This is a genomic window from Asaia lannensis NBRC 102526 (assembly GCF_024054035.1).
Classification (GTDB): domain Bacteria; phylum Pseudomonadota; class Alphaproteobacteria; order Acetobacterales; family Acetobacteraceae; genus Asaia; species Asaia lannensis.
This window is the reverse complement of sequence record NZ_JAMXQU010000001.1, coordinates 352,930-372,687: the sequence shown is the minus strand read 5'-3', so window position 1 is coordinate 372,687 and position 19,758 is coordinate 352,930. Positions and strand designations below refer to the sequence as shown.

The 19,758-nt window shown below is 58.7% G+C and carries 17 protein-coding genes; 5 read left to right on the top strand and 12 right to left on the bottom strand.

Annotated elements, in window-relative coordinates:
* Positions 1 to 54 precede the first annotated feature (54 nt).
* Positions 55 to 1,626: an alkaline phosphatase D family protein gene (locus tag NF685_RS01665; RefSeq protein ID WP_252848328.1), complete on the top strand. Its 1,572-nt coding sequence runs from the start codon at positions 55 to 57 to the stop codon at positions 1,624 to 1,626.
* A 16-nt stretch (positions 1,627 to 1,642) separates the two neighbouring features.
* Here NF685_RS01665 and NF685_RS01660 read toward each other — a convergent pair whose 3' ends face one another.
* The 9 genes from NF685_RS01660 to NF685_RS01620 form a co-directional block, all read right to left on the bottom strand.
* Complete coding sequence (locus NF685_RS01660) at positions 1,643 to 2,494, bottom strand: TIM barrel protein (RefSeq protein ID WP_252848327.1); 852 nt, start codon at positions 2,492 to 2,494, stop codon at positions 1,643 to 1,645.
* A gap of 27 nt (positions 2,495 to 2,521) precedes the next feature.
* A complete protein-coding gene (locus NF685_RS01655; protein WP_222546556.1) occupies positions 2,522 to 2,911 on the bottom strand; it encodes a tautomerase family protein in 390 nt (129 codons plus the stop codon).
* An 83-nt stretch (positions 2,912 to 2,994) separates the two neighbouring features.
* Positions 2,995 to 4,116, bottom strand: a complete 1,122-nt coding sequence (locus NF685_RS01650; RefSeq protein ID WP_252848326.1) for a Gfo/Idh/MocA family protein — start codon at positions 4,114 to 4,116, stop codon at positions 2,995 to 2,997.
* 12 nt (positions 4,117 to 4,128) lie between these two features.
* Positions 4,129 to 5,595: a sugar porter family MFS transporter gene (locus tag NF685_RS01645; RefSeq protein ID WP_252848325.1), complete on the bottom strand. Its 1,467-nt coding sequence runs from the start codon at positions 5,593 to 5,595 to the stop codon at positions 4,129 to 4,131.
* Between the two features lie 175 nt (positions 5,596 to 5,770).
* Positions 5,771 to 6,784, bottom strand: coding sequence for a Gfo/Idh/MocA family protein (locus NF685_RS01640; protein WP_222546554.1), 1,014 nt, complete (start codon positions 6,782 to 6,784; stop codon positions 5,771 to 5,773).
* 22 nt (positions 6,785 to 6,806) lie between these two features.
* Positions 6,807 to 7,607, bottom strand: coding sequence for a 5-deoxy-glucuronate isomerase (gene iolB, locus NF685_RS01635; protein WP_252848324.1), 801 nt, complete (start codon positions 7,605 to 7,607; stop codon positions 6,807 to 6,809).
* The gene (iolE, locus tag NF685_RS01630; protein ID WP_252848323.1) at positions 7,604 to 8,503 is read right to left on the bottom strand and encodes a myo-inosose-2 dehydratase; all 900 of its coding nucleotides are present in this window, start codon (positions 8,501 to 8,503) and stop codon (positions 7,604 to 7,606) included. The genes iolB and iolE overlap by 4 nt, the downstream gene beginning before the upstream one ends.
* A gap of 28 nt (positions 8,504 to 8,531) precedes the next feature.
* Positions 8,532 to 10,367, bottom strand: a complete 1,836-nt coding sequence (gene iolD, locus NF685_RS01625; RefSeq protein ID WP_252848322.1) for a 3D-(3,5/4)-trihydroxycyclohexane-1,2-dione acylhydrolase (decyclizing) — start codon at positions 10,365 to 10,367, stop codon at positions 8,532 to 8,534.
* Between the two features lie 42 nt (positions 10,368 to 10,409).
* Positions 10,410 to 12,335 carry a bifunctional 5-dehydro-2-deoxygluconokinase/5-dehydro-2-deoxyphosphogluconate aldolase gene (locus NF685_RS01620; RefSeq protein WP_252848321.1) on the bottom strand — a complete coding sequence of 642 codons (1,926 nt, stop codon included), beginning with the start codon at positions 12,333 to 12,335 and terminating at the stop codon, positions 10,410 to 10,412.
* 212 nt (positions 12,336 to 12,547) lie between these two features.
* On the opposite strand from NF685_RS01620, the gene NF685_RS01615 reads away from it, so the two are divergent.
* The gene (locus NF685_RS01615; protein ID WP_222546549.1) at positions 12,548 to 13,387 is read left to right on the top strand and encodes a MurR/RpiR family transcriptional regulator; all 840 of its coding nucleotides are present in this window, start codon (positions 12,548 to 12,550) and stop codon (positions 13,385 to 13,387) included.
* A 25-nt stretch (positions 13,388 to 13,412) separates the two neighbouring features.
* On the opposite strand, the gene NF685_RS01610 is transcribed toward NF685_RS01615, so the two are convergent.
* From NF685_RS01610 to NF685_RS01600, 3 genes are all read right to left on the bottom strand, one after another.
* Positions 13,413 to 14,144, bottom strand: a complete 732-nt coding sequence (locus tag NF685_RS01610) for a glycosyltransferase family 25 protein (RefSeq protein ID WP_222546548.1) — start codon at positions 14,142 to 14,144, stop codon at positions 13,413 to 13,415.
* A gap of 157 nt (positions 14,145 to 14,301) precedes the next feature.
* Positions 14,302 to 15,261: a 2-hydroxyacid dehydrogenase gene (locus NF685_RS01605; protein WP_252848320.1), complete on the bottom strand. Its 960-nt coding sequence runs from the start codon at positions 15,259 to 15,261 to the stop codon at positions 14,302 to 14,304.
* A 36-nt stretch (positions 15,262 to 15,297) separates the two neighbouring features.
* Complete coding sequence (locus NF685_RS01600; RefSeq protein ID WP_252848319.1) at positions 15,298 to 16,164, bottom strand: dimethylarginine dimethylaminohydrolase family protein; 867 nt, start codon at positions 16,162 to 16,164, stop codon at positions 15,298 to 15,300.
* Positions 16,165 to 16,419: 255 nt separating this feature from the next.
* On the opposite strand from NF685_RS01600, the gene NF685_RS01595 reads away from it, so the two are divergent.
* Genes NF685_RS01595 through NF685_RS01585 form a run of 3 tightly spaced genes read left to right on the top strand, consistent with a single transcriptional unit; the run spans position 16,420 to position 19,716 of the window.
* Complete coding sequence (locus tag NF685_RS01595) at positions 16,420 to 17,376, top strand: LysR family transcriptional regulator (RefSeq protein ID WP_252848318.1); 957 nt, start codon at positions 16,420 to 16,422, stop codon at positions 17,374 to 17,376.
* A complete protein-coding gene (locus NF685_RS01590) occupies positions 17,376 to 18,965 on the top strand; it encodes an ABC transporter substrate-binding protein/permease (protein ID WP_252848317.1) in 1,590 nt (529 codons plus the stop codon). Before NF685_RS01595 ends, NF685_RS01590 begins: the two co-directional genes overlap by 1 nt.
* Positions 18,955 to 19,716 carry an amino acid ABC transporter ATP-binding protein gene (locus tag NF685_RS01585; RefSeq protein WP_252848316.1) on the top strand — a complete coding sequence of 254 codons (762 nt, stop codon included), beginning with the start codon at positions 18,955 to 18,957 and terminating at the stop codon, positions 19,714 to 19,716. The genes NF685_RS01590 and NF685_RS01585 overlap by 11 nt, the downstream gene beginning before the upstream one ends.
* The last annotated feature ends 42 nt before the right edge of the window (positions 19,717 to 19,758 follow it).

Here is a 19,758-nt window from a genome sequence, read left to right as displayed (position 1 = left end):
ATATCCAGACACCCGTTTTCTCGCCCGGTCGGGGCAAAACAAAAGGCGCGACTCATGCTCCTTCCAAGACGTACCGCTCTAGGCCTCGGTGCCTCGCTCTGCATAGCCAAACCCTCTCTGGTGCGGGCAACAAGCCTAGACCAGGGCACCTCATGTTTTCCATTCGGGGTCGCGAGCGGCGACCCCGATACCGATAGCGTCGTGATCTGGACGCGCCTTGGTACACTGCCGCTCGTATTTGGAGCGGAACCCGATCTTCCTGAGGCGGTACCGGTGATCTGGGAAATCGCACTCAATCCCGACATGACCGGTCTCGTAGCCTCAGGTCATACGATTGCACGAAAAGAGGCTGGCTATTCCATTCATGTCGTGCCTCGCCTGCCGGCGGCTGGCCGTCCCTACTGGTACCGCTTTCTTGCCCGTGGCTGTGCGTCACCGGTCGGACGGACCGTATCCCTACCGCGACGTTCGCAACGCATCGACTCGCTGAGACTAGGAATTGCCTCATGTGCGCATTACGAGTTCGGCTATTACGCTGCCTATGATCGTATGGCAGATGACAGACCAGATCTCGTCGCCTTCCTGGGCGACTACATCTATGAACACAACGCGCCCCCAAGACGCCTGCATGAAGCGATACGCGCTTATGGCGCGCCCCTTGCCTACAGCCTTGCCGATTATCGCTGGCGTTATGCTATACAGAAAACCGATACCGCCCTCCAGCGCGCGCACCGCGTAGCGCCGTGGCTCTGCATATGGGACGACCACGAAGTCGAAGACGATTATTCAGGGCTTTTTTCCGCAGCCAAGAATGAAACACAGCCGGCCTTTGCCGCTCGACGCGCGGCAGCCTATCAAGCCTGGTTCGAAAACATGCCTGTACGCCCGGAGCTACGACGCAACAGAAATGTCTATCAGCTCTATCGACGCCTTTATTATGGCGATCTTGCTTCGATCGATCTACTGGATGGCCGCCAATACCGTTCGCAGCAGCCCTGTCCGACCGGTAAATATGGCGGCGAAGGACATATGGAGGCCGATAGCTGTCGGGACCTCTTCGATCCAGGACGCAGTTTTCTCGGACGCGATCAGGAATTATGGCTGCATCGTCAACTTAAAGAACATCATACGCTCTGGACGATCCTAGCTCAGGATCTGATGGTCGCGTCGCTCCGCGCGCCAGATCATGAACCCGGCCATTATCGATACTGGACCGATAGCTGGGATGGATTTCAAAGTGCGCGCAACAGATTGATGGATTTGCTTGCTGACACAAAGGCACCATCACCGGTTATCTTTAGTGGGGATTATCATGCGCATTTTGCAAGCGAGATCCGACAGAGGGCACATGACCCACGCTCTCCTGTCATCGCGACAGAATTTCTGGGTACATCCATTACATCGCCAGGGCCGTCATTCGAAGCGATTACCTCCGTCCTGCCACTCAATCCCGACATCCATTATTATGACAGTCGACAACGAGGCTACATACTGGCCGATTTCAGACGCGACAGAGCTGAAATCGCTCTGAAAGGTCTCGATAACGTGCGCGATCCTTTGAGTGCCGTGCAGGATATGGCTCGATTCATCATCAAGCATGGTGAAATGAAACTGGTCAAAGGCTAGAGGAAAGGCCTGCCTGTCAGAGCGTGAAAGACGCGGCGAAGCGTTCGAGCGCGCGATCGCTCTGGCCGCCTTCCGCCCAGGATTCCAGTCCGATAACACCGCGATAATCAAGGCGCTGCAGCGCGCGGGCTATTGCAGGATAGTTTATTTCACCCGTTCCCGGCTCGCAGCGGCCGGGAACATCGGCCACCTGAATTTCACCGATATAAGGCATGGCGCGCTCGATCAGGGCAATCAGATTCCCCTCCCCGATCTGTGCGTGGTAAAGATCGAGCATCAGACGCAGGGATGGATGATCGACCGAGCGCACGAGCGCCAGACACTCCTCCGCACGGCCGAATGGAACACCGGGATGATCGACCGAGGCGTTCAGGTTTTCCAGAACGAACGTCACGCCGTGTCTGGCACCCAGTTCGGCCAGACGACACAGGGTATCGCGTGCTTTAAGCCACATCTCACCGGTGGCGCCCGTCACGCAGGGCTTGACCGGCAATCCCTGTGGGTCGAGACCGGTCCCGTGTAGGTTGAGTCTGGGTGCGCCCAACTCTTGCGCTGCCCGTATGGACAAGGCGGCACTGTGCAGCATCTCCTGCGCACCGGCATCATCGGCAAGCGTGCCGCTGACATAACCGGTCATGGACGAGAATTCCGCGCCCGTTGCGGCAAGACGCTTGAGATCGTGCCGCGTCCAGTCCCAGATTTCGACCAGAAATCCTTCGCGTGCAATATGCCTGACACGCTCGACCATAGGCATGTCGAGAAACTGCATTTCAGCACAGACAGCCAGAGGAAAAGCCGGCCGGTTTGTGCCGACTGCCGCCTCCTGTTCTGAAGGAGTGCAGGATCTGGAATGGGTCTCGGGGGCCATACGGGTCACTCCACCGGCATCGAAGGCCTATAGTTCTCCGGTCAGAAACTGCGCCCGCCCATGTCCGAACGACCAATGGGCATCGTTGTTCTCGACAACGGAAATCATGACATCGGAGGGCGCCATATTACAGATCTTCTGAAGTCTGTCTGTCAGATTTTTATAAAACTCTTCGTTTTTCTTGTCACCACGCGGTCTGGTGAACATTTGCAGAAGTAATACCTTGTCCGTCCTCGGTATATCCAGACCCGTATCCTCGACAATGAGATGCGTCTTTTTATGCTCCGAGACAATCTGGTAGCGATCGCCACGAGGCACCTCGAAGGTTTCGAGCATAGCCTCATGAGCGGCGTCGAGCATGGCCTTGATATCGCTTTCGCTTCGGCCTTCGACGACATGAAAATGCAGGAGCGGCATTGTTTTTCCTTCACCTTCGATAGTAGCCCTGTCCAGGGCCTTCATGCCCCACTGTCACAAGGCAGCTTTCTCGATATCAGCTGTCACAGCGTCAGCCAGGCTCTATCCTTGTGAGACATCACAGCGGCATCGATCAGACGCTGCACCTCCCACGCCTCGCGAAAATCGGGACTGGCGGGCTCATCGCGGTCGATTGCCCTGATGAACTCGGCCATTTCTATGGTCTTGAGATCGTTGAAACCCAGATGATGCCCGCCCGCCACGCAGAAAGCGCCATAGGGCGGATGCTGTGGTCCTGATTCGATCAGACGGAATCCGCTCGAACGCGGATCTTCTCCAGCCTTGAAATACTGCAGTTCGTTCATGCGCTGCTGATCGAAAACGAGACTGCCCTTGCTGCCCGAAATCTGAAAGGCGAGCTGCATGTTACGCCCTGTCGCCAGCCAGTTGGCCTGCAATACACCTGAACACCCCCGCTCGAACGAGACAATCATGCGTGCAATATCGTCCACGCCAACCGGCTTGCGCTCGCTTGCTCCGGCTTTGACCGGACGGGATGCGACAGGCGTGTCCAGCTGGGCGAAAACCTGCGTGACAGGCCCCATGAGATAGCGCGCTATGGCAATGATATGACTGCCGACATCGGCAATCGCCCCTTGTCCACCCGCCGGATCGCAACGCCATGACCAGGGCGTTTGCGGATCGGACATGAAGCCCTCGGCATGGATGCCATTGAAATCGGTGATTTCACCCAGTTCGCCGGAAGCAATCATCTCACGCGCATATCTGAGCAGAGGGTTCTTGAGATAATTGAACCCACTGGCCGTGCGCACACCGGCCTGCTCGGCAGCCAGCATCATTTCCTGTGCATCAGCCGCGCTGATGGCCAGAGGCTTTTCACAATGCACATGCTTGCCGGCAGCGATGGCGGCAAGCGCCATCTCCTTGTGGAACAGGGTCGGTGTCGTAATGGACACGACATCGATTTCAGGATCCTGCACCAGTTCCTGCCAGTCCGTCATGGCTTTTGCAAAACCGAACTGGTTGCGAAACTGTGCAGCGCGTGCGCCGTCGATATCCACCACGGCATGAAGAACGGGGCGGGATATATCGTCGAAGACATTGCCCGCTGCCTGATAGGACAGGGCATGAGCCTTGCCCATGAAGCCTGTGCCAATCAGCCCGATACGCAGGGATTTACGCATGATCCGCTCTCCTCAGACGTGACGGGTCGAGTTATTGGCTACCGACGAGGCCGTCGCAGACAGGGAGCGATGATTGATCATCGTATCCTCGATTTTTTCCAGAGACACACCCTTGGTTTCCGGCACGTATTTCATGACGAACCACAGCGCGAACAGGCCCAGAATGGCGAAAAGCCACATGGAGAATGCACCGTGGAAATTCTCGGACAGGTATTTGTTTTCGCTCAGCATCGGGAAAAACTGGCTGACGACGAAATTCATGCCCCATTGCGAGGTCACGGCAAGGCTGATGCCCACTGCACGGAAACGGTTGGGGAAGATTTCAGAAATCAGGATCCAGCATACCGGCCCCCATGACAGACCGAACATCAGCATGAACACAAGCATGCCGGTCAGCGCCATAAGCCCCGTGGATTGCGTATACAGCCCCCACGATACGACCAGAAGCCCGACCACCATACCGATCGATCCCCAGAGCATCAGCGGCTTGCGGCCCTGACGATCGACAATCCAGGCGCCGATGATGCAGCCTGCCAAAAGCGCAAAACCGATCCAGATCGTCTGGAACAGGGCAGCCTGAAGGCTACCGCTGGTGGATTTGAGCACCATAGGCGCATAATACATCATGACATTGATGCCCGTGACCTGCTGCAATGCAGCGATACTGGCACCCACGAAAATGATCCAGCGCGCACGCGCATCACCCAGCACCCTGCCAAAGCCGAGTGACGTGTTCTCGACCGCCCCAAGAGACTGCCTGATTTCTGCATGGAGATTGCGCGCATGATGCTCGTTCGAGATACGCGAGAGTGTCTTCAGGGCCTCGTCGTGACGGCCCTTGAGCACATGCCAACGCGGCGACTCAGGAATGAAGAAGATCGTCGCACAGAACAGGATACAGGGCACGATCTCGGAACCGAACATCCAGCGCCAGCCCATATCCAGCAGCCATTCCGGTGTGGCGGAACGGGCAATCAGATAATTGACGATAAAAACGACCACCTGACCGAACACGATGGCAAACTGCTCCATGCTCAATGCACGGCCACGCATGTCTTTGGGGGAAACCTCTGACATGTACATGGGGGAAACGGCGGAAGCCACGCCCACGGCAATACCGCCAAGCATGCGATAAACCACGAACCAGGTGAAATCGGTCGCCAGCGCCGTGCCGACGGATTGCAGACTGAACAGAAGAGCACAGATGAACAGCGTCATGCGGCGACCGAGCCGGTCGGCCATCGTGCCGGAAATCATGGCGCCGACCATGCAGCCGATCACGACGTTGGAAACGGCCCAGCCCGTCTGGGCCGGTGAAAGATGGAAATATTCCTGAAGCGGTGAAATCGCCCCGGAAATAACCGAGGTGTCGTAGCCGAACAGAATACCGCCGAGTGCTGCAATCGCGCAGATGCGCAGCACATAGCCCACATCATGGCGCTCAGATGACACCATGACGACGTCTTTTACTCTTTTCATGGAATGTTCTCCTGTCCCGGCGCTTTATCGCCGGGCGAGACAGTCATTGAATGAAGTGAAAAGAGCCTGTCTGGACCTCGTGCGCCCTGCGCTGCCTTTGACCCCGGTCACGTCGTGACGAGGCAGATCCGTCAGGCTCTCATGCGTTCGAAATGCTCCTGTATGGTCTTGGCTCTCAGGCGTTGTAGAGTGCGGGACGGGACTGCATGGCGATCGGCTCGATCCTGCCGCTTTCCTGTGCCTTCACGCAGGCATCGGCGGCGACCGATGCGCAATAGCCGTCCCAGGAGGTCGCTCCGTTGAGCTTCCGGGCTTTCACGCCGTTGATGAAATCCTGCAGCTCGACGTCATAAGCGGCAATGAAGCGCTCTTTCCAGTCGGTCATGATTTCGGTCGACAGCGCTGCAGACTTGCGCAGCTCGACGGCCGGGGGCATGGGCAGACTGGCCTCGCCCAGCTCGCCTACCACGGCACATTTTATGTCGTATCCGTACTGACAGTTGACGAATATCTCGACATCGATGCGGATGCCTTTTTTCGTCTCCAGCAGCACGATCTGCGGGTCGCGCATATGTTCCATGGCCTTGCCGCTGCGACGCGGGAAAATGACCTGCGCGCTGACATAATCGTCGCCCAGCATCCAGCGGAAAACATCAAGTTCATGGATGAGCGTATCGGTGATGCCCATATCGGTCTTGTAATTGGCTCCCACGCGCTGGTTGCGATGGGCAGCATGGATCATCAGCACTTCGCCGATTTCGCCCTTGTCGATCAGCGCCTTGAGCGCGCGATAACCTGCATCGTAGGGGCGCATGAACCCGACCTGCACCAGACGTTTGCCATGGGCGGCCTCTGCCTCGACGATTTTCAGGCAATCCTCGGCTGTCGTCGCCAGAGGCTTCTCGCAAAACACGTATTTCCCGTGGCGTATGGCCTCGAGCACATAGCGTGCATGCGTTCCACCCCATGAGGTGACGATCACCGCCTCGACTTCCGGCAGGGCAATGAGGGATTCACCATCCTCAGGCACCTTGGCGCCGGGCGCATACTGGCTGGCGACTTCGCGTGCGCGTTCGAGATTGACGTCCGTAACCGCCACGATTTCCGCCCCGGAAAGGGCCTGCATGCACCGGCGGATATGGTCTTCGCCAATGGCACCCGTGCCGATGACACCGATTTTGAGAGTCATGTCTGGAACTCCGTTTTGCGGATCAGTAGGGCAGATGAGCCTGGTCGGGGTCCATGGAGAATTTCCATGCCCGGCGCGGACCTGCCATGACGTTGAGATAATAGAGATCGAAACCGTGCGGCGCGCCGACCGGGTGATAACCTTTCGGCACCAGAACGACGTCGCGATCGGCAATTGCCATGGCCTCGTCCAGAGACCCGTCCTTCGTGTAGACACGCTGCAACGCAAAACCGCTGCCGCGTTTCAGACGATGGTAATAGGTCTCTTCCAGATAGGTCTCGTTCGGGAAATCATCCGTATCGTGCTTGTGCGGCGGGTAGCTGGACCAGTGTCCGCCCGGCGTCACGACCTCGACGACCAGAAGCGTCTCGGCGGGTGCGGTGTCAGGCAGGATGTTGCGCACGAAACGCTGGTTGGTACCCGTTCCGCGTGTCAGTTGCTCCACTTCGTCGGGGGGAATAAGGCGTGCAGGATATTTCCCCTTGGCAGGAGATGCACAGACCGCAAGCTCGACCGGTGTCTCGGCCTCGACACGCCAGTCGGCACCCGAAGGCAGATAGACCGAGTACGGCGCCCCGCTGAACGGGTCCATACGTTCACCGATCACACCGAAATCCTGACCCGCTCCGATGACGCGCGCCTTGCCGCTGACGAGAACGAGACAGGTCTCGTTCGGCCCTGTGCGATCGGATACCTGCTCACCTGCTTCGAGCGAGCGGACATTGAAGCTGATATAGCCCCATCCGGCCGATTGCGGCGTGACGGAAACGGTACATTTCGCATCGCCGCGCCTGTGCGAATGCAGGAGAAGTTTCGAACTCATGATGCGCCCCCCGTCATATGGCCCGTCGCGATCAGCGTATCGACCAGATAATTCCGGCCCATACGGGCATAGACGAGCGGATTGGCAATTTCAGGGTCCTGCTCGGCCTCGAGCACGATCCAGCCGGAATAATCCGGCAGTTCGCGCATGACACGGGCATAATCGATGCAGCCATCGCCCGGCACGGTGAACACACCGGAGAGTACGGCGCGCAGGAAGCTCCAGTCATATACATCGGCCTGCGCACGCTTGAACGGGCGTATGTCCTTGCCGTGAACATGGCGAATACGCTCGCGATAGTTGCGCGCCAACTCGGCAGGATCGGACCCGCCCCAGAGCGCATGGCCCGTATCGAGCAGCAGTTTGACCGATGGCCCGGTCAGATCCATGAATCGTGCGATATCCTCACGCGACTGGACCACTGTGCCCATATGATGATGATAGACGAGATCGATCCCGTGATCGGACAGGAAATCGGCCACAACCGTCATGCGACGTGCGAATTCCTTCCATGCCCCTGCTTCAAGAAACGGACGCGCTGAAAGCGGCGTGTCGATCTGGCCGTGAATGGCGTTCGACGTTTCTGCCGCGATACAGACCTTGCATCCCATTCCCTTGAGCAGTTCCAGACGCGGCTTGAGGGCTGCAATTTCCTCTTCAGCCGTGCGGGTCAGCAGCTCGGTCGACCACCAGCCCGAAATGAATTCCAGGCCGAACGGGTCGAGCGCCGCTTTCATCCCGGAGACGGTCTGGGGAAATTTATGCCCCAGCTCCATCCCCTGTATCCCGGCCTTTCTGGCCTGGGCCAAACACATTTCGAGCGTGGTACTGGCCCCGACCGACTGCATGTCGTCATTGGACCAGATGATAGGATTTGCACCGATCTTGATGGTCATATCCCTCTCCTTTGAACGTCTCGTATTTTCAGTTGCCTATGCGCTGCGTGCCGCGCTGGCGCTCGTAGCCCTCACGCGCCGTCGTCACCTGAGCGCGCTCGGAAACTTCAGGCACGGCGACATCCCACCATGCCCCGCCATCTGTCGTGGTCGGAGCCGGATCGGTGTCGATCACAATGACGGTCGTTTTGTCAGCCGACCGCGCCCGCTCGACCGCTGCGGTCAGTGAGGGCAGATCGGGCACTTTCTCGGCATGCGCCCCCAGACCGTGGGCCAGCTGAACGAAATCGATCTTGAAAGGCCGTACCTGCCTGCAATCTTCCCAGAGATTGTTGAAAGGCGCGCCACCGCATTCCTGCTGGAGGCGATTGATGCAGCCATAGCCATGATTATCGAGCAGAACGATGATCAGCTTCTGGTCGAGCATGACGGATGTGGCGATTTCCGCATTGAGCATGAGCCAGGATCCATCACCCAGCATCACGATCACCTCGCGACCGGGACAGGCCATCTTGACGCCCAGCGCGCCAGCCAGCTCATAACCCATGCAGGAAAAGCCATATTCCATATGATATCCGCCAGGCTGCTCCGCCTGCCAGTGCTTCTGCAGCTCGGCAGGCAGCCCCCCTGCTGCGCAAACGACCGTATCGGTCGGCCTGCCTGCGCGCTGCACGGCACCGATAACCTGCGCATCGGTCGGGAGGGTTTTCTGGCTGGCGTCCGGCAGCGCCTGATAGCGTGCCGAAATCTCCATCCACGCGCGATAGGCACGCTCGGCCTTGCCTGTCCATTCAGGCGCAGCCTTCCAGTTTTTCAAACCGGCTTCGAGTGCTGCAAGCGATCTACCTGCATCGCCCACTACTGCCAGCGCCTGATGCTTTGTCGCATCGAACGGCTGCACATTCAGCGAGACGATTTTCATATCGGGATTGGAGAAGAGCCCCCATGACCCGGTCGTGAAATCGGCCAGACGCGTGCCGACCGCAATCACCAGATCGGCATCTGCAGCCATCTCGTTTGCAGCCGAACTGCCACTGACGCCGATCCCCCCCATATTGAGCGTGTTCGACGTCGGCAAGGACGAGCGGCCCGCCTGTGTCTCCCCTACAGGAATACCCTTTTCCGCGCAGAAAGCGGCAAGCTGCTTCTCGATCCCGGCATAGAGCACGCCGCCGCCCGCAATCACGAGCGGTTTTTTCGACTGGCCGATCAGCGCCACCGCCTCTTCCAGCTCCACGTCGTCAGCGAGAGGGCGGCGAATGCGATGAATGCGCTCGGCAAAGAAACTCTCCGGATAATCGAAAGCCTCAGCCTGAACATCCTGACACAGGGACAGGGTGACCGGCCCGCATTCTGCAGGGTCGGTCAGGACCGTCATGGCACGCGCAAAAGCAGGAATGATCTGCTCGGGGCGCGTAATACGGTCGAAATAGCGCGACACGGAGCGGAAGGCGTCGCTTGCGCTTACTGTCCCGTCTCCGAAATCCTCCACCTGCTGCAAGACGGGGTCGGGAATACGGTTGGCAAATACATCACCGGGCAGAAGCAGCACTGGCAGGCGATTGGCATGAGCCACAGCCGCACCGGTCACCATATTCAATGCGCCCGGGCCGATGGAACTGGTGCAGGCCATCGCCTGACGACGACGCGACGCCTTGGCAAACGCCGTTGCGGCATGAACCATGCCCTGCTCGTTATGGCCGCGCAATGTGGGCAGCCCATGACGCTGGGCGTGCAGGGCCTCGCCGATACCTGCCACATTGCCATGACCGAAAATCGCCCAGACACCGGCAAAGAAAGGCTCGATACGCCCGTCGATTTCGGTTTTCTGCGCCATCATGGCCCGCACAAGGGCCTGACTCATCGTCAATCGGATCGTTTTCATGACGTTTCACTCTTTCTGGCGTTAGGCGGACGTTCCGGCGAGAACCGCCTGATCGCGCGATTGCCAGGCCTCGACAAAAGCCTGGAAGCGCCGCGCCATTTCGGCCACGGCCTGTTCATCGGTGGTCTTGCCTGCCAGCCAGTCACGCGCCGGCTGGGCAAAAATCGTGCGCCCGATTGCAAAACCCTTGACCCAGGGCGTGGCGGCAGAGGCGCGAAACGCCTCCATCAATTCCTCGGCTGGCGCATCGAGCCCGAGAATCACGACACCACGGCAATGCGGATCGCACGCCTCGATCACGGCACCGATCTTCTCCCAGGCCTGCGGATTGCGCTGGCCCTCAAGCTTCCACCAGTCGGGGCGCAGGCCGACATCGTAAAGACGAGAGAGAATGGACGAGACCGTATCGACGGTCAGGACACCGTTCTTGCCCGCAATGATCTCGATCAGGATTTCCTTGCCGAGCTTGCGGCAGGCATCCTGGGCGCGGATCAGTTCACGCTCCTGCCGCTGCTTCAGCTCCGCAGGATCGTCCGGGTGATAGAAGCACAGGCATTTGATCACCTGTTCGCTCGGCCATTCGACCAGATGCGCACCGAGCGATCCGCCGCACTCGAAATCGAGCGGTCGCGATCCCGTCTTTTCAATAGGACGCGCGATCCACAATCCGGCATGAGAGGCATCGAACAGGGCATCCTGACCGTAGCGTCCATCCATGAACACCCCGAAGCCGGGACGGCCTTTGGCCACGGTTTTGGCGGCTTCGATGGCAAGCCGCTTGAATTTCGGAATGCGATCGAACGATGCGCCGGCAGCTGCGGCAATTTCTTCCAGCTGCAAACGGTGATCGCAGGCAAGGGCCATGATGGGTGTGGCCTGCGCGCGGCGCGTGGTTACCCAGTGCAGATGATTGAGCGTTTCGTCACGGCGCAGCGCGCGCTGGCTGCTGCCATTTTCGAGGAAATAGCTCAGCTCTTCCCAGGTGGGGATTTCAGATGAGCAAAGCAGGCGTGAAACCGCAAAGGCCCCGCAGGCATTGGCGAAGCGACAGCACTCGGCAATTTTCTCGCCTTTTACCCACCCGCGCAGAAAGCCCGACATGAAGGCATCGCCTGCACCGAGCGTATTATAGACCTCAACCGGAAAGCCGGGGCCCGAGATACCGTCATCGAGCGAGTCCGGAATGGCGCCCTCGAAAACCACGCAGCCCATGGGTCCGCGCTTGCAGACGATCGTACCCTTCGACACGGCACGAATGGCCCTGATCGCATCGAGTGTATTCTCGCTGCCACCGGCAATATGCAGCTCCTCTTCCGTCCCGACGATCAGATCGCAATGCGGTAGGATTTCCATCAGATGGCGGGTGACACTGTCGGACTTTACATAGCGCGATTCACCATCCCCTATGCCTGCCAGACCCCAGAGATTGGGGCGGTAATCCACATCGAACACGACCTTGCCGCCATGCTCATGCACGAGATCCATTGCCTTGCGCTGTGCCTTGGCCGATTCAGGACGCGAGAAATGCGTACCCGTCACGACAACCGCCCTGGTGCGGGCAATCAGCGCCGGATCGACATCGTTTTCATCGAGCGCCGCATCGGCACAATCGGTACGGTAGAAAAGCAGGGGGAAATTCTCGCGGTCGCGCACACCGAGAATAGCGAGCGCCGTAAACCGGTCGGGATCGACACGCACGCCATCGGTGCACACACCCTCGCGCTGCAGCTGCTCGGTAATGAAGCGGCCGAAATGCTCATGTCCGACACGGGTAATAATGGCCGATTTCAGCCCGAGACGGGATGTGCCGATCGCGATATTGGCCGGGCACCCACCGACGGCTTTGCTGAAACTGGCCATATCTTCAAGACGGCCGCCAATCTGCTGGCCATAAAGATCGACTGAAGAACGTCCTATTGCGACGATATCGAGATCCTGTCCGCGCATCCCCGACTCCTGCAGCATGTTACGTTGCGCATGATAAGAACATACATTCTGTTCTTGGTCACGCGATAGAACGTACATTCCCTAATATTCTTTAATTTTGCACGGGGATGTGATTAACTCGGGCCTACGACCCTCCCGCCGGGGGCGTGGCCCTTCGCGATGCTCCACGGCCCTGTTATGGAATATTCATTCCCATTCCGGATGACGCAGCCTTGACCGAGATTTCCGAAGACGTTTCGCCCCCTCAATCCGACTTCGATGCGTTCCATCAGCGTTTGCGCCATTGCTATGCCGATCTGCCCAAGCGACTGGTTCAGCTCGCCGACTTCGTTTCAGCCTCACCTGACGAAGTCGCTCTGGGCACGGTGAGCTCTCTTGCAGGTCAGGCCGGTGTGCAGCCTTCAACCGTGGTCCGCTTTGCGCGCACGCTGGGTTTTGCCGGTTTCTCGGACATGCAGGCCGTGTTCCGCGACCGCTTGCGCGTGCGCAATGTCACCTATCGCGACAGGGTAAATGCCCTGCATCGCGTGGATGGCGAGCCGCTCGAGGCTTCTGTCATTTTCAACGGTTTTTACGAAGCAGCGCTCGACTCGCTACATGCCCTGCAAGCGCATCTTTTACCTGACCGGCTCGAAGCGGCGGTTACGACACTGGCGCAGGCCGACTGCCTCTATCTGCTCGGGCTGCGCCGGTCGATGCCTGTCATACGCTATCTGTCCTATCTTCTGGCGAAGCTGGATATCAGACATCAGATTATCGGGCTTGAGACCGGTATGGAGGAAGAGAGCTTTCTGCACGCCGGGCCGCAGGATGCTGCGCTCGTACTCAGCTATACCGCTTATGCGCCGCGCACGATCGAGCTGTTCAATGCGCTCGAAGCCCGGCAGGTGCCGGTCATTTCCATGACGGATAGCGCAGGCAGCCCCGTCATTCCGCAATCCGGCCTGTGGCTAGAAGTGCATGAAGCCGATTTTCAGGGCTTTCGTTCGAACGCGGCCTCTATGGTGCTTGTCTCCACGCTGGCCGCTGCGATTGCAGAGCGACGCGGCTGATCCAGCCATTACTGCCGTATTTTATTCAGAGCTTGCGGCTGATGGTCGATACCGTCTTGTCATTGGGCGAAAGCGCAAGAGGCGGGAACGCGCCATATGCCTCGAGCCGGGCAAAATAATAGGACGTTACGACGTCGATCCCGACATTGCGCACCATGCGGTCCAGGCCGAGCTGCTGATATTCCTGCGCGCGCAGGGGCAGACAATATTCCAGAAGACGGCGTGCCCCTTTGGGCGAGACAGCATAGGCACACAATCCGAATGCCTGCAGCAGACGGAAAAAAGCCGCATGCCGGTCCTGCGTCGTGAATGACGAGGCATTTTTCTGCATGCGCTTTTCGTCGAAAGTAACGACGCTACGCGTTACTCCCGGCAACGCGTCCAGCGTGATGGGCGCATTGAAGTTGTAGCCCAGCACGGCAACATCCCATTCAGGCGCTAATGTCGCGACAAGTCTTGTCGTCTCGGTCTCGAAGTTCCGGCATAGCAGGGCGTCGTCCTCGAAAATCATCAGAGGTTCGTTCTGCTGGACCGCACGGCTCCACAAACCGAGATGCGACAGGGCTGCGCCGATTGCTCCCGGTGAGTAGACGAGCCCCGCATCGGCAATGCCGCGCGCAACCAGAGAATCGAGGGGCACCTCGCGACCTTCTGTTCCCTCGATGCGTTCGATGTCGGGCACATGCGCATTGGCCGTCATGAAGGCAGCCAGGCGCTCCGTATCACAGGCCCTGTTGATCACAACCTTGCGCATCATGCCTCCTCGGTCTTTGCCCGCATGACTAGCACATCGGCCGCGAACGTCTAAAACCCCTGAGGGTCGAAAACACCTGAGGATTACTGGCGCTTTCAGCCGCGTTTGCAGCGCTCACGCAATAGGGGCGGCAAGCGCACTATGCGCATTGGCATATGCATCAGTATCCGCGTGCGTGATCGAATAGCAGGGCGGGCGTCTCGCCGCGCTCCATCTGGCGTATCGTCTCGGCAATATAGCGCACCTGTGCCTCGCGCGACGCCTCCGAAGCGATATGAGGCGTGAGCGTAATGGCGGGATGATCCCATAAGGGGGAATCCGCAGACAGGGGCTCCTGCGACACGACGTCGAGCACGGCTCCGCAAAGATGGCCGTTTTCGAGCAGGGCCAGAAGATCCGCCTCTACCAGATGGTCGCCACGGCCGACATTGATAAGCCCCGCCCCGCGTCGAAGCCGCGAAAGCGTCGCTCTATCAAGGATATGACGCGTCTGTGGGGTGCTCGGCAGAAGATTGACCAGCAGATCGGCTGTGCCGAGTGCGTCATGAAGCCCTTTTTCGCCATGATGTAGCGTGACGGCTCCATCGGATGTCGCGCCTGCGGAACGACGCCATGCCGACACGCTGAACCCGGCCTGAGCCAGTTTTTGCGCCACGACAGCACCGATCTGTCCATAGCCCAGCACGGTCACGCCCGTTTCGGCACTCGTGCGCGACACGAGATTGCGCGCCCATATATGACCTGCCTGTTGCAGGGCCCACGTGCGTGCATCGCGCAGCAGGGCGATACAGGCCCAGAGCACATAATCGGCCATGAGCGCCGCCGTATCGCCTCCACCCATACGAGCAAGCTTCACCTGCCGGGGAAAATCGGGGCTTTTGACCAGATGATTGACCCCTGCGCCCGTGCAGAGAATGCCACGCAGATGTCCCATGCGGCGCAGATCTTCATCATCGGCCTCCCACACAAGGGCATAATCGGCCTGCCCATGCGCGGTGTCAGGGTCGAACCAGGACAGGATCTCGATATCGGGAGCATGGGCCGCAAATGAGTCCCGCCAGCCGGCAAAGGCCTCCGGCCCATCGGCACTGATCACCAGACGCGGCGCCATATTTGTCATCTCCCGTTCTTCTGCCTGCCCTGCAAGAGCAGGACCTCAAGCCAGACTGGCACGTCTGAGCGGCATGGTCATGCAGTGAATACTGCCGCCGCCCTGCGAAAACTGGTCGAGCTCGGGCTCGAACACGGTAAGACCGTGATCGCGCAGCATGGCATTGACGCGATACGAATGACGCGGGCTGACCACACGCCCCTCGCCCAGAGCCAGCACATTGCACGCCATATCGCGCATCGCCTCTTTATAGGTCACGGGCAGAATACGGATGCCCTGCGCCTCGAACCATGCCAGATCGTCATCCTCGAGCACATCGACCACGCCGATCGCGAGACCGTCGGACACCATGGTGAAGATCACATCGAGATGCAGGAAATGCTCGGGGAAATGGATCATGCGGCAGGTCCATCCCGCCGCCTCGAAAGGCCGCAGGAAAGCCTGCGCCCCTTCTCTATCGGTTCGGCCACCACTTACTCCCACAACAACCAGCCCAGGACGGATGATATGGATATCCCCGCCCTCCACATAGCCTTCCGTGCACCGGCCGATGATTTCGTCCTCGCCGTAAAATGCCTCGATCCCCTGGATTTCCGGCTGGCGTTCGGCGCGCATCAGCCTGGTGACCACTGTACCCCAGGGCGTGGTCTGCGAGGAATCGCGGGTATAGACCTGATAGGGCTGCCCTTCTGAAGGGGTCAGGAAATGGCAATGCACGCCTGCCTCCTGAAGAACAGAAACCAGCCCGTCGAACTGCTGTTTCAGCCTGAGCGGGTCGGGACGCGCCCCGCTTGCAAGGGTGCGTATGGCGATATCGTTGCTCGGATTCCAGGTGTAGAAATCGGGAGGGCACAACAGCACATCTGTCAGCGTTCCGGTTTCGCTATCGATAAACCAGCGATTGGCTGTCATGATCGGCCTTCCCTCTGAAACGGCATGAATCACCCGGCGGTCACCGGGTGGAGAAACGCTAGGAGCAGTCCAGCCATTGCTCAATCATAATGAGCTTGAGTTTGGTTTGGCGTTTCATAAATTATAATCGGGCCCGATCGCCCCCATACTCGCCTCTTGCCGCAGCCATTGCAGGGCAACGCCTGCAAAACGGCAGGTTGATTGCATCGACAGGGGAGATATCATCGCATGCTGTCTGAAACAGGATTCATGCCCTTGTCCCGTGTCCGCACGCAAAACCAGCCCAGACGCCTCCCTCGTGCCAGCGGGTTTCAGGGTCGTATTGCAGAAGTCGATCTGCGCCTGTTGCGTGTCTTTGCCTGCGTCGCACAGCATGGGGGCTTTGCCGCTGCCGAACTGGCGCTGGGCAAAAGCAAATCCTCGATCAGCATCGATATCGCAGCACTCGAAAACCGTCTGAGCATGGTGCTGTGCCATCGCGGGCGTGCAGGGTTTGCCCTGACGCGCGAAGGTGAAGGCGTGCTCGATGCAACGGCCCGGCTTTTTAACGACCTCGATCTGTTCCAGCAGCGGATCAATGACGTAAGCGGCACGTTATCGGGGCGGTTCTGCCTGTATCTGCCTGATAATATCCAGTTCCATGGCGAGACGGCCCTTTTGCGTGCCATACAGATCTTCACCACACGCTATCCGGCTGTCGAAATGGATGTGCGTTCTGCCTCGACGCGCGATGTCGAGTTTGCCGTGCGCAATGGCACGGCGACCGCAGGGATAACGCTTTATCCCCATCAGCAGCCGGAAATGGAGGCGACCGCCTTGTTCAGCGAGCGGTCCAATCTCTATTGCGGCGCGCGTCACCCCCTTTTCAACGTGCCGGAAGAGGCCATCGATATTCCTGCCCTGTCACAGGCGCGGATGATCAGCGTCAGCGATGCCGCCTCGTCGCCACGCTGGGACGAACTGCGCCCGTCCATGAATTTTGCGGCCAAAGCCGAGAATATCGACTCACGCGCCCTGCTCATTCTGTCAGGCATGTATATCGGCTTTCTGCCCGAGCTGTTCGTCACCCAGATGGTGCAGCACGATCGCCTGCGCCATATACAGTTCAATGACCTGCATCTGATCAATCATTTCTATTTCCTGATACGTCCCACGCCGGAAAACGGTCTCATGGCCGAAACATTCCGCTCCATTCTCGAAGAGACATGCTGATGCGGTTCCTGCTCGCACTTTTCCTGACACTCTCTGTTTTCGCGTCGACCGCCCCCCTCCATGCGCAGGAAAAACCTTCCTTTCTGGAAGACGGCACGCTGAGTGTCTGCACCAACCCGACCCTTCCGCCCATGACCTTCGTCAACGGGTCCGATCTCTCGGCGCTCGACGGTTTCGATATCGCTCTGGCCAAGGCACTCGGCGCTTACTGGAACGTGCCGGTCACGTTCAAGACCATGGATTTTACGGGGCTGTTCCCCAGCCTTGCCGCAGGGCGTTGCAGTCTGGTCATCAGCGGCGTGCTCAAACAGGCATCACGGGAGCGTCTTTTCGACGCCGTTCCCTATCTGGAAACGTCACCCGTTGTGGTGGCCCCAAGCCAGATTGCCCCCGTCACAAGTTTCGACGCCCTGGCCGGTCAAAGTCTCGCAGTCGAATCCGGCACAAGCTATGCCGCGCGCATCGAGGATATCAACCGGGCACTCGTCGCCCACGGCAAACCGCCCATCGTTTTGCAGCAATATCCCAGTGAAGATCAGGTGGTTCAGCAGGTTCTGGTCGGACGGTCGCAGAATTTTCTGAGTCAGGATGTCGAGCTGTTTTATCGTCAGGCCCAGCTTGGTGGCAAACTGCACGTCATTTTTACCCCATCCATGCCCGGTTACACCGAGTTCGCGGTCTATCTTCGCCGCGCGGGACAGGATCGCGCCCTTCTGGCCCGTGCCATAGAGGCACTCAGACAACAGGGTACCATTGCCTCGCTGGAAAAGACGTGGAATGTCGGCAAAGCCGCACAGGTCGCCCTTGGCGTTCATGCCGAGCGACCGCGCTTTAACACAGCAACATTTTTCTCTGCCCTGTTTTCCATGGCCTTCCTCAAGGGGGCAGCCATGACACTGGCGATTGCACTGGCATCTCATGCTGCGGCCATTGTGATTTCCATTCCCATCGCGCTCAAGCTCAATGCGCCGCGCTCGCTCTGGCATCCTTTCCTGCGCGCTTATGTGGCTGTGTTTCGCGGGGCGCCCACGCTGTTGCAGCTTCTGTTTATCTGGAACGCCCTGCCGCAGTTTTTTCCGGTGTTTCGCGAGAGCTGGTTTTCACCCTTTCTGGCCACATGGATCTGCCTGTCCATCAATGAATCGGCCTATCAGGTCGAGATCAACCGCGCCGCCCTGAGCGCTATCGATCCGGGGCAGCTTGCAGGTGGCCAGGCGCTTGGCATGAGTCAGGCGCAGATCTATCGCCATGTGATTTTCCCGCAGGCCCTGCGTGTGGCCCTGCCACCCACGATCAACGAATTCATCTCCCTGCTCAAGACGACCTCGCTGGCTTCGGTCATCTCGTTGCAGGAGCTGTTGTTCATCACGCAGGTGCAGGTGGCACGCAGCTTCGAATTCACCGAATATTACGCTGCGGCCCTCGTCTATTATCTCGCGATGGTGTTCGCCTTTCTGCATCTGCAGAAGCGGATCGAGACACGGTTTGTCTGGGCAAGCCGCACCGGTGCCGGACGCAGACCCGGCTCACGCCAAGACACGTCTTCCATGACATCCACGGACACAGGAAATGCCCCTCATGCTGCATAACCTGCCGCCCAACCCCGATGCCGCCCTCAGCCTGCGCAAACTCAGTAAATTCTACGGCGAGTTTCTCGCGCTGGACAGAATCAGCCTCGATATTGCGCAGGGCGAGAAAATCGTCGTTCTCGGCCCTTCGGGCTCAGGCAAGTCGACATTTATCCGCACGCTCAACAGAATAGAGCCGCATGACAGCGGTGTTCTGATGATCGATGGCGATGTGATCGATGACAAGACCAGCCTCCCTCTGCTTCGTGGCGCAGTTGGCATGGTGTTTCAGAACTATAATCTCTTTCCGCATCTGACCGTGCTCGACAACTGCACGCTTGCGCCGCGTCTGGTGCGCAAGGCCCGTCGCGAAGCAACGGAATCTCTGGCACGCACCTATCTCGAACAGGTGGGCATCGAGGAACAGGCCGATAAATACCCGATTCAGCTCTCGGGCGGCCAGCAGCAACGCGTGGCGATTGCCCGCGCGCTTTGCATGGCGCCCGATATCATCCTGTTCGATGAACCCACGGCGGCGCTCGATCCCGAAGCCATCAAGGGCGTGATCGGCATCATCAACACCCTGGCCGAGCGCAGTATCACCACGATATGCGTCACGCATGAAATGGGCTTTGCACGCCATATCGCCGATCGCGTGATCTTCATGGACAAGGGGGTCATTCTCGAGATCGCCCCGCCGGAAGAATTCTTTACTTCTCCGCAGACAGAGCGTGCCCGCCAGTTCCTCGACCAGATGATTCATCATGGGTAACGATTGCACAAAGTGAGGTTTGGTTTTTTTCAATCGAACAGC

What these genes read in the sequence shown, in the direction of transcription:
- NF685_RS01665 (WP_252848328.1), top strand. Translation starts at nt 55, where the DNA reads ATGCTCCTTCCAAGACGTACCGCTCTAGGCCTCGGTGCCTCGCTCTGC.
- NF685_RS01660 (WP_252848327.1), bottom strand. Translation starts at nt 2,494, where the DNA reads ATGGCCCCCGAGACCCATTCCAGATCCTGCACTCCTTCAGAACAGGAG.
- NF685_RS01655 (WP_222546556.1), bottom strand. Translation starts at nt 2,911, where the DNA reads ATGCCGCTCCTGCATTTTCATGTCGTCGAAGGCCGAAGCGAAAGCGAT.
- NF685_RS01650 (WP_252848326.1), bottom strand. Translation starts at nt 4,116, where the DNA reads ATGCGTAAATCCCTGCGTATCGGGCTGATTGGCACAGGCTTCATGGGC.
- NF685_RS01645 (WP_252848325.1), bottom strand. Translation starts at nt 5,595, where the DNA reads ATGAAAAGAGTAAAAGACGTCGTCATGGTGTCATCTGAGCGCCATGAT.
- NF685_RS01640 (WP_222546554.1), bottom strand. Translation starts at nt 6,784, where the DNA reads ATGACTCTCAAAATCGGTGTCATCGGCACGGGTGCCATTGGCGAAGAC.
- iolB (WP_252848324.1), bottom strand. Translation starts at nt 7,607, where the DNA reads ATGAGTTCGAAACTTCTCCTGCATTCGCACAGGCGCGGCGATGCGAAA.
- iolE (WP_252848323.1), bottom strand. Translation starts at nt 8,503, where the DNA reads ATGACCATCAAGATCGGTGCAAATCCTATCATCTGGTCCAATGACGAC.
- iolD (WP_252848322.1), bottom strand. Translation starts at nt 10,367, where the DNA reads ATGAGTCAGGCCCTTGTGCGGGCCATGATGGCGCAGAAAACCGAAATC.
- NF685_RS01620 (WP_252848321.1), bottom strand. Translation starts at nt 12,335, where the DNA reads ATGCGCGGACAGGATCTCGATATCGTCGCAATAGGACGTTCTTCAGTC.
- NF685_RS01610 (WP_222546548.1), bottom strand. Translation starts at nt 14,144, where the DNA reads ATGATGCGCAAGGTTGTGATCAACAGGGCCTGTGATACGGAGCGCCTG.
- NF685_RS01605 (WP_252848320.1), bottom strand. Translation starts at nt 15,261, where the DNA reads ATGACAAATATGGCGCCGCGTCTGGTGATCAGTGCCGATGGGCCGGAG.
- NF685_RS01600 (WP_252848319.1), bottom strand. Translation starts at nt 16,164, where the DNA reads ATGACAGCCAATCGCTGGTTTATCGATAGCGAAACCGGAACGCTGACA.
- NF685_RS01590 (WP_252848317.1), top strand. Translation starts at nt 17,376, where the DNA reads ATGCGGTTCCTGCTCGCACTTTTCCTGACACTCTCTGTTTTCGCGTCG.
- NF685_RS01585 (WP_252848316.1), top strand. Translation starts at nt 18,955, where the DNA reads ATGCTGCATAACCTGCCGCCCAACCCCGATGCCGCCCTCAGCCTGCGC.